General features: G+C 71.1%; 7 protein-coding genes. 2 read left to right on the plus strand and 5 right to left on the minus strand.

What is annotated here, in order from left to right; genetic code table 11:
- Positions 1-10: 10 nt before the first annotated feature.
- The 4 genes from ACZ5GP_RS20240 to ACZ5GP_RS20255 all read right to left on the minus strand — a co-directional run bounded on the left by ACZ5GP_RS20240 (position 11) and on the right by ACZ5GP_RS20255 (position 3,178).
- Positions 11-412, minus strand: coding sequence for a Fur family transcriptional regulator (locus ACZ5GP_RS20240; protein WP_358589046.1), 402 nt, complete (start codon positions 410-412; stop codon positions 11-13).
- 71 nt (positions 413-483) lie between these two features.
- On the minus strand, positions 484-1,374 hold the full coding sequence (locus ACZ5GP_RS20245; protein ID WP_468752139.1) for a metal ABC transporter permease: 891 nt from the start codon (positions 1,372-1,374) through the stop codon (positions 484-486).
- 11 nt (positions 1,375-1,385) lie between these two features.
- Positions 1,386-2,174 carry a metal ABC transporter ATP-binding protein gene (locus ACZ5GP_RS20250; RefSeq protein WP_468752140.1) on the minus strand — a complete coding sequence of 263 codons (789 nt, stop codon included), beginning with the start codon at positions 2,172-2,174 and terminating at the stop codon, positions 1,386-1,388.
- Positions 2,175-2,206: 32 nt separating this feature from the next.
- On the minus strand, positions 2,207-3,178 hold the full coding sequence (locus ACZ5GP_RS20255; RefSeq protein WP_468752141.1) for a metal ABC transporter substrate-binding protein: 972 nt from the start codon (positions 3,176-3,178) through the stop codon (positions 2,207-2,209).
- 200 nt (positions 3,179-3,378) lie between these two features.
- Here ACZ5GP_RS20255 and ACZ5GP_RS20260 point away from each other — a divergent pair, with 200 nt between their 5' ends.
- Positions 3,379-4,761, plus strand: a complete 1,383-nt coding sequence (locus ACZ5GP_RS20260; protein ID WP_358589038.1) for a glycine--tRNA ligase — start codon at positions 3,379-3,381, stop codon at positions 4,759-4,761.
- A gap of 73 nt (positions 4,762-4,834) precedes the next feature.
- Here ACZ5GP_RS20260 and ACZ5GP_RS20265 read toward each other — a convergent pair whose 3' ends face one another.
- Complete coding sequence (locus ACZ5GP_RS20265; protein WP_468752142.1) at positions 4,835-5,665, minus strand: helix-turn-helix domain-containing protein; 831 nt, start codon at positions 5,663-5,665, stop codon at positions 4,835-4,837.
- Between the two features lie 78 nt (positions 5,666-5,743).
- Between ACZ5GP_RS20265 and ACZ5GP_RS20270 the strand changes: the two genes are divergently transcribed.
- Positions 5,744-6,190: a VOC family protein gene (locus tag ACZ5GP_RS20270; protein ID WP_468752143.1), complete on the plus strand. Its 447-nt coding sequence runs from the start codon at positions 5,744-5,746 to the stop codon at positions 6,188-6,190.
- Positions 6,191-6,281 lie beyond the last annotated feature (91 nt).

Raw genomic sequence — 6,281 nt, forward strand, 5'->3', positions numbered from 1 at the left:
GTAGGTATGGCTACTTGCTCGCGCACTCCGCGCAGGTGCCGAAGATCTCGACCGTGTGCGCCACGTTCACGAAGCCGTGCTCGGCGGCGATGGCCTCCGCCCACTTCTCGACGGCGGGACCCTCCACCTCGACGGCCTTGCCGCAGAGGCGGCACACCAGGTGGTGGTGGTGCTCACCGGTCGAGCAGCGGCGGTAGACCGTCTCACCCTCGCTGGTGCGCAGCGCGTCCACCTCGCCGGCGTCGGCCAGCGACTGGAGCGTGCGGTAGACCGTGGTCAGACCGACCGAGTCGCCCTTGTGCTTGAGCATGTCGTGCAGCTCCTGCGCACTGCGGAACTCGTCCACGTCGTCGAGTGCCGCGGCCACCGCCGCGCGCTGGCGGGTGGATCTGCCTCGAACCGGGGCTCCCACGGTTGTCTCCTCGCGTCTGCGCTCTGGTCTGGGCCTGCCGGGCCATTGTGCCAGGTCGGCCCGGACCGGGGTCAGGTCCTGGCCATCGGCTGGGCCGGCACCGAGCACTCCGCCGGATCCCCGGCCGCCCGCGCGGCGGCCGAGGCCCGCGCCCTGCGCCTGGCCAGCGGCGTCGCGAGGACCGTGAGGGCGATGAACACCCCGATGGTCAGCAGCACGATCGTCGCGCCCGGCGGCACGTCCTGGTAGTACGAGGTGGCCGTGCCGCCGATCGTCACCGCGACGCCGATCGCCACCGAGATCGCGAAGGTCGCCGCGAAGCTCCGGGTGAGCTGCTGGGCGGCCGCCACCGGCACCACCATCAGCGCGGAGACCAGGAGCAGGCCCACCACGCGCATGGCGACGGTCACCGTGACCGCGGCGGTGACGGCGGTGAGCAGGTTCAGGGCGCGCACCGGGAGCCCGGTCACGCGCGCGAACTCCTCGTCCTGGCTGACCGCGAAGAGCTGGCGGCGCAGACCGACCGTGACCAGCACCACGAAGGCGGCGAGCAGGCAGATCGCGCTGACGTCCTCCTCGGAGACCGTCGAGAGCGAGCCGAAGAGGTACGACTGGAGGTTCGCGTTCGATCCGCCGGGGGCGAGGTTGATGAACATCACGCCGCCCGCCATGCCGCCGTAGAACAGCATGGCGAGGGCGATGTCGCCGCGCGTCTTGCCGTACCAGCGGATCAGCTCCATCACCACGGCGCCGACGATCGCGACGGCCGTCGCCATCCACACCGGGGACGCGGAGAGCAGGAAGCCGAGGCCGACGCCGGTCATCGCGACGTGCCCGATGCCGTCGCCCATCAGGGCCTGGCGGCGCTGGACGAGGTAGATGCCGACAGCGGGCGCGGTGATGCCGACCAGGACGGCGGCGAGCAGGGCCCGCTGCATGAAGGCGTACTCAAGGATTTCCATCGCCAGGGTCCTCAGGTGAGCAGGCCGGTGCGGACCGGCTCGGCGTCGGCGGCGTGCGGGTGGACGTGGTCGTGGCCCGGCAGGGCGTGCTGGCCGACCGCGTGCGGGGGCGGCCCGTCGTGCAGGACGCAGCCGTCGCGCAGGACCACGGCGCGGTCGATCAGCGGCTCCAGGGGGCCCAGTTCGTGCAGGACGAGCAGGAGCGAGGTGCCCTTGGCGACCTGCTCGCGCAAGGTGGCCGCGAGCACCTCCTGACTGGCCAGGTCGACGCCCGCCATCGGCTCGTCCATGATCAGCAGCTCGGGCTCGGAGGCCAGCGCGCGGGCGATCAGGACCCGCTGGTGCTGGCCGCCGGAGAGGGCGTTCACGGAGTCCTTGGCGCGCTCGCCGAGGCCCACCAGGTCGATGGCGCGGGCGACGGCCTCGCGGTCGGCCTTGCGGAGCACGCCGAAGCGGGCGCGGGACAGCCGCCCGGAGGCGACGACCTCGCTGATCGTGGCCGGGACGCCGCCGGCGGCGGTGGTGCGCTGCGGGACGTACCCGACGCGGGCCCAGTCGCGGAAGCGGCGGCGCGGGGTGCCGAAGATCTCTACGTCGCCGCCGGTCACCGGCACCTGGCCGATGATCGAACGCACGGCGGTGGACTTGCCCGAGCCGTTGGCGCCGAGCAGGGCGACGACCTCGCCGCGCCCCACGGTGAGATCGATGCCGCGCAGCACGGGGCGCGAGCCCAGCTCGGCCGTCACCTTGCGCAGGGATATGACGGCGTCCCCGTCCGCGGATGTGGCGTGCTTGCTCATGGCTCGTGCCTCCGTAGCCACAGGGGGTGGGGTCATTTGGCGCCCAGGGCCTTGCGCAGCGCCTTCAGGTTGGACTCCATGACCTGGATGTAGTCCTCGCCCTTGGACTTGCCGGTGATGCCCTCGACCGGGTCGAGTACATCAGTCCGCAGGCCCGCGTCCTTCGCCAGGGTCCTGGCGGTCTCGTCGCTGACGAGCGTCTCGTAGAAGACGGTGGTGACGCCGTCCTCCTCGGCCATCTTCTGGAGGTCCTTGACGCGCTTGGCGCTCGGCTCGGCCTCGGGGTCCAGGCCGCTGATGGCCTCCTCGGTGAGGCCGTAGCGCTCGGCGAGGTAGCCGAAGGCGGCGTGGGTCGTGATGAAGACCTTGTTCCTGGTGTTCTTCAGGCCGTCCTGGTAGCTCTTGTTCAGGCCGTCGAGGTCCTTCACCAGCTTCGCGGTGTTCTTCTTGTACGTCGCCGCGTGGTCGGGATCGGCCTTCGCCAGGGCCTTGCCGACGCCCTCGGCGACCTCGGCGTACTTCACCGGGTCGAGCCAGATGTGGGGGTCGGCGCCCTCGTGGGAGTGGTCGTGGCCGTGGCCCTCGTGGCCCTCTTCCTCGTGCCCCTCGGCGTGCCCGCCGACCTCGGTGCCGTGCTTCTCCATGCCGGTCAGGGAGCCGGCGTCGACCTTGGTGTCGATCCCGGACTGGTCGATCGCCTTGTCCACGGCGGGCTGCAGGCCCTTGAGGTACAGCGCGACGTCGGATTCCTCCAGCTGTCCGCGCTGCTTGGCGGAGACGTCGAGGTCGTGCGGCTCCTGGCCGGGCTCGGTGAGGGTGGTGACCGAGACGTGGTCGCCGCCGATGCGCTCGGCGAGGTACTGCATGGGGTAGAACGACGCCACCACGTCGAGCTTGCCGTCCTTGTCGTCCGCGGTGGAGGAGCAGGCGGTCAGCGCCGTGAGGCCGAGGACCGTCGCGGAGGCGAGGGCGGCGGTGGGTATGAGGCGTCGTCGTACGTTCATGACACTCATTTTCAACAAATGTGGAAACGATTGTCAATAATGCTCCCGGCGGGGGCCCGGCAACGCTCCCGGCGGGGGCCCGGCGGAGGCTCGGCGGCAGGGCCCCGAAGCGGCTCGTGGGGAACCGATTTGATTAGGGGGGCCGGGCCGCCGGTAACCTGAGGCATTCGCCTCGCCCACCGTCTTATGAAGAGAGCACCGTGGCCGCCGACAAGATCGACACCATCGTCAGCCTGAGCAAGCGCCGTGGCTTCGTTTTCCCCTGTAGCGAGATCTACGGCGGCCAGCGCGCCGCCTGGGACTACGGACCGCTGGGCGTCGAGCTGAAGGAGAACCTCAAGCGCCAGTGGTGGCGCTACATGGTCACCTCGCGCGAGGATGTCGTGGGCATCGACTCGTCGGTGATCCTGGCGAGCGAGGTCTGGCAGGCCTCCGGCCATGTCGCGACCTTCTCCGACCCGCTCACCGAGTGCCTCTCCTGTCACAAGCGCCACCGCGCCGACCACCTGGAAGAGGCCTACGAGGCCAAGCACAACCGCCCGCCGGCCAACGGCCTCGCGGACGTCAACTGCCCCAACTGCGGTACCAAGGGCCAGTTCACCGAGCCCAAGCAGTTCTCCGGCATGCTCGCCACGCACCTGGGCCCGACGCAGGACACCGGCTCCGTCGCCTACCTGCGCCCCGAGACCGCCCAGGGCATCTTCACCAACTTCGCCCAGGTCCAGCAGACCTCCCGCCGCAAGCCGCCGTTCGGCATCGCGCAGATGGGCAAGTCCTTCCGCAACGAGATCACGCCCGGCAACTTCATCTTCCGCACCCGCGAGTTCGAGCAGATGGAGATGGAGTTCTTCGTCAAGCCGGGCGAGGACGAGCAGTGGCAGGAGTACTGGATGGAGCAGCGCTGGAACTGGTACACCGGCCTGGGCCTGCGCGAGGAGAACATGCGGTGGTTCGAGCACCCGAAGGAGAAGCTCTCCCACTACTCCAAGCGCACCGCTGACATCGAGTACCGCTTCCAGTTCGGCGGCAACGAGTGGGGCGAGCTGGAGGGCGTCGCCAACCGCACCGACTACGACCTGACCGCGCACTCCAAGGCGTCCGGCCAGGACCTCTCCTACTTCGACCAGGAGGCGGGCGAGCGCTACACGCCGTACGTCATCGAGCCCGCCGCCGGTGTCGGCCGCACCATGCTCGCCTTCCTGCTCGACTCCTACTTCGAGGACGAGGCGCCCAACGCCAAGGGCAAGCTGGAGAAGCGCACGGTCATGCGCTTCGACCACCGCATCGCCCCGGTGAAGGTCGCGGTGCTCCCCCTGTCCCGGAACCCGGAGCTGTCGCCCAAGGCCAAGGGCCTGGCCACCGCGCTGCGCCAGAACTGGAACATCGAGTTCGACGACGCGGGCGCCATCGGCCGCCGCTACCGCCGCCAGGACGAGATCGGCACCCCGTACTGCGTGACCGTCGACTTCGACACCCTCGACGACAACGCCGTGACGGTGCGCGAGCGTGACTCGATGAAGCAGGAGCGGGTCTCCCTCGACCAGATCGAGGGCTACCTCGCGACGCGCCTCGTGGGCTGCTGACCCACGCCGCGTGACGTCGGGCCCCCGGTTCCGCTCATGGAGCCGGGGGTCCGGCGCGTTCCGGGGCCTCTGTCTATGGGGCCGCTGTCTCCGGGGTCTGTGTTTCCGGGGTCTGTACGAGGAGAACGGCGCCGCTCGGCCGGGGCGCGCGGAGCAGCGTCATGCCGTACGCGCGGGGCGGCGCACCCGAGCCGTCCGGCGGGGTGATCTCCACCGTCCGCGAGGCGAAGTCGCCCACCGAGCGGCAGGCCCACCAGTGGTCCAAGTCCGGCCGCTCGGCGCGCAGTCGGGCGGTGACGCCCTGGAGGGCGGGGGAGTGCGGGCGCCGGTCGGCGCGGGTGCGCACGTGCCGGTACAGGTCCATCGCGACGGGCTCCCAGGCGGGCAGCAACCGCTGGTGGTCCGGGTCGCGGACCAGCAGGAGCAGCAGATTGCGCCGCTCCTCGGGGAAGCCTGCGGGGTCGGGCCACAGCGCCGCGTACGCGCGGTTCCAGGCGAGGATGTCCAGCGCGAGGCCGAGCAGCAGGGCCGGGCTGTCCGGCCAACTGTCGAGCACCGCCCGCAGACCGGGGTCGCCGGCGTCGTCGCCGTCCTGCTGCCGGGCGGTGAAGCCGGCGAGGGCCAGGGCGTGCCGGTGCGCCTCCCGACCGAGCCGCAGGGCGCGGGCCACGGCGTCGAGGACCTGCCGCGAGGCGTCCACCCGCCCCTGCTCCAGCCACGTGTACCACGCCACGGAGACCCCCGACAGCGCGGCGACCTCCTCCCGGCGCAGCCCCGACGTACGCCTGCGCCGCGTGGCCGGCAACCCCACGTCGGCGGGCGCCAACCGTTCGCGGTGGGCCCGCAGGAAGCCGCCCAACTCCCGCCGTAGAGCCGCCTCGTGCGCCGCAGCCACTGTCCCCATGCGCCCAGCCTATGACCTGGACCCACCCCCATGAACACCTGTCTGGCCGCGGCGCCCGGCACGGCGGAGGCTGCCTCCATGACCGACACGACCGAACACGCACCCGCCACGCCCACCATGTGGCGCCGCCGCAACGACTCCTCCGACCTGGCGCAGCCCCGCCCCTTCATCCGCGTCTACACCGGCCCCGGCACCCTGGACGCCCTGGCCGCCTCGTACGAGCGCCTGCTCGGCACGGAACGGGACATGTGGTTCACGTACCCGGAGAAGCGACTCGCCCTGGCCGCCGTCGGCCCGTTCCTCCTGATCGAGGGCACCGAGGAGATACTGGCGCCCTTCCGGGCGACGGACGGCACCCTGCTCGTCGACTCGGCGCGGGCCTACCTGGAGCGCCTGGAGGCCGAGGGCGCCGAGATCACGGAGCCGCTGATCGCCGTCCCCACGGGCTCCGGCTTCACGGCACGCCATGCCGACGGCACGGTGATCGAGTACGTGGAGCACCGGCCCGACCGGGACGGGCGCTAGGTCGTTTCTGATGGCTCTTGGACGGTGTCGCGGAGCCAGATGGCGATCGCTGCGACGGTGAGGGTGCCGTTGAAGATGTAGTCGCGTTTGT

The sequence above is a fragment of the Streptomyces sp. NPDC031466 genome, assembly GCF_055581265.1.

Excerpts from the sequence above, each read along its gene's own strand:
- ACZ5GP_RS20270 (WP_468752143.1), top strand. The coding sequence starts at position 5,744 with ATGACCGACACGACCGAACACGCACCCGCCACGCCCACCATGTGGCGC.
- ACZ5GP_RS20265 (WP_468752142.1), bottom strand. The coding sequence starts at position 5,665 with ATGGGGACAGTGGCTGCGGCGCACGAGGCGGCTCTACGGCGGGAGTTG.
- ACZ5GP_RS20245 (WP_468752139.1), bottom strand. The coding sequence starts at position 1,374 with ATGGAAATCCTTGAGTACGCCTTCATGCAGCGGGCCCTGCTCGCCGCC.
- ACZ5GP_RS20250 (WP_468752140.1), bottom strand. The coding sequence starts at position 2,174 with ATGAGCAAGCACGCCACATCCGCGGACGGGGACGCCGTCATATCCCTG.
- ACZ5GP_RS20255 (WP_468752141.1), bottom strand. The coding sequence starts at position 3,178 with ATGAACGTACGACGACGCCTCATACCCACCGCCGCCCTCGCCTCCGCG.